A 2,140-nucleotide genomic window follows, 5' to 3' on the forward strand; every position below is an offset into this window, starting at 1 on the left:
CCGCAGCCGACCGCCCGGCCACCGGCCGCGCCACCCCAGCCTCCGCACCCGGCACCGCCACCCCCGACAACACCAACGCGGCCACACCAACCACCACAAAACCCCGTGTTCTCACCGGGCATCCCTCTCTTCCAGCTTTGGTAACGACGTGTCAGGTACGTGATCAGCTCACCGGGCGGCCGCGACCCCAGGCCCAGTTGCCCGGACCGGAGTCCCACGCGGCCCGCGGGGCGGCATTCGTGCTACTCACAGCGTCGAAGGCCCAGAGCCGCGTCTGATCGTCGGGATAGGAGTAGAACGCCGCGAGGTCGGTCCGGCCGTCGCCGTTGAAGTCACCGGCCACCGGCTTGGCCCGGTTCGGGTCCCACTGGCCGGCACCCGAGTCCCAGGTCACGTGGTTGTACGGCTCGCTGCCGGGGGTGGACACCCGGTCGAACAGGAAGAGCCGGGTATGCCCACCGCCATAGTTGTAGAACACCGCGATGTCATCCTTGCCGTCACCGTCGAAGTCGCCGGCCAGCGGCGTGCTCGAACTCAGAGCCCAATGCCCGACACCGGTCTCCCACACCTTGCGCGGCGCCGCCGGGCCCCGGACGTTGTCGAACAGCCACAGCGCGGTGGTGTTGCCCCCGTTGTCGTAGAACGCGCCGATGTCGAGTTTGCCGTCGCCGTTGAAGTCACCGGCCACCGGCTTGGCCCGGTTCGGGTCCCACTGGCCGGCACCCGAGTCCCAGGTCACGTGGTTGTACGGCTCGCTGCCGGGGGTGGACACCCGGTCGAACAGGAAGAGCCGGGTATGCCCACCGCCATAGTTGTAGAACACCGCGATGTCATCCTTGCCGTCACCGTCGAAGTCGCCGGCCAGCGGCGTGCTCGAACTCAGAGCCCAATGCCCGACACCGGTCTCCCACACCTTGCGCGGCGCCGCCGGGCCCCGGACGTTGTCGAACAGCCACAGCGCGGTGGTGTTGCCCCCGTTGTCGTAGAACGCGCCGATGTCGAGTTTGCCGTCGCCGTTGAAGTCACCGGCCACCGGCTTGGCCCGGTTGGCGTCCCACTGACCGGCCCCGGGGCGCCACGCCAGCTTGGTCGACACGGTGCCGCCGCCGACGCCGTTGAACAGCCACAGCCCGGTGTCGGCGTTGCTGTAGTCGTAGAACGAGGCCACGTCGGAGCACGGGTCCTTGACCGGAGCCGGCTTCGGCGCGGTCTGCGGGCCGGGGGCGTCGATCAGCCAGGTCGCGTTCTCGTTGAAGCCGCAGGCCCGGTCGGACGCGTTGGCGCCCGAGTTGTCGGCGATCCAGAGTTCGGCGCCCAGGTGACGCAGGTACCGGCCCGGCTGGGCCTTGGCCTCCAGCGACACCCCGGGACCGCCCAGACCCTTCTTCGCGCACCAGGTGGCGGCGTTCTTGAACTCGGTGCTGCCGTCACTCGGCTGCAACTGCACCCGGAACCCCACCGGCCGCAGGTAGTGACCGGGACGCTGCGTCGACTCGAACGAGAAGCAGCCCTCGCCGGCCAAACCGTCGACGACCTTCCAGGTGACGTCCGCGATCGGCGCGGGCGGCGCCCCCGCGGAATCGCCCGAGGTCAGGCTCGCGTCACCGACGGCGCTCCGCACCCACCAGCCGGCCCGCTTCGGGGTGGTGCTGCGGATCGACTGCGCGAGCGCGTCGAACTGGCCCGCCCGCAGGAACAGCGCGACGTCGGCCGGGGTGCCGGCCAGCGCCGCTTTCGCCGCCGCGACGAGGGCGGGCCGGACGAGGGTCTTCTCGGCCCTGGTCTGGATCTCCAGAGCCAGTCTGCGGTTCTCGGCGATCTCCTTGTCCAGGGCGATCTGCTTGTCCCGGGCGCTGGCGGCATGGATGCCGGTCTCGATGAACGCGGCCCAGACGGCCGGTTCGGGACTGAGGATCGCGTCGAACGCCGCGGCCGACACCTCCGACCCGGTAACCGCCTTGTCCCGGATCTTGCGGATGAAGTTGTCGTTGGCCAGCGTGAGCTCCCCCTCGCTGGGCGCCCAGGCGACCACCGACGCGGCCCGGCGCTTTATGTCTTTCTGCCGCAGCGCTTCCCGCTCCGCCTCGGTCTTGTCGTGCTGCTCCTGAATGAACGCATCCACATCCGCCCGATGCGCCAC

Annotated in this window: 1 protein-coding gene; it reads right to left on the bottom strand. The window is 70.0% G+C overall.

Features of this window, described 5'->3' with window-relative positions:
- Nucleotides 1-163: 163 nt before the first annotated feature.
- A partial coding sequence (locus AB0M54_RS47840; RefSeq protein WP_364480047.1) for an AbfB domain-containing protein occupies nt 164-2,140 on the bottom strand: 1,977 nt, incomplete at its 5' end.

It is taken from the genome of Actinoplanes sp. NPDC051470, from assembly GCF_040682035.1.
In the GTDB taxonomy this organism is placed as follows: Bacteria; Actinomycetota; Actinomycetes; order Mycobacteriales; family Micromonosporaceae; genus Actinoplanes.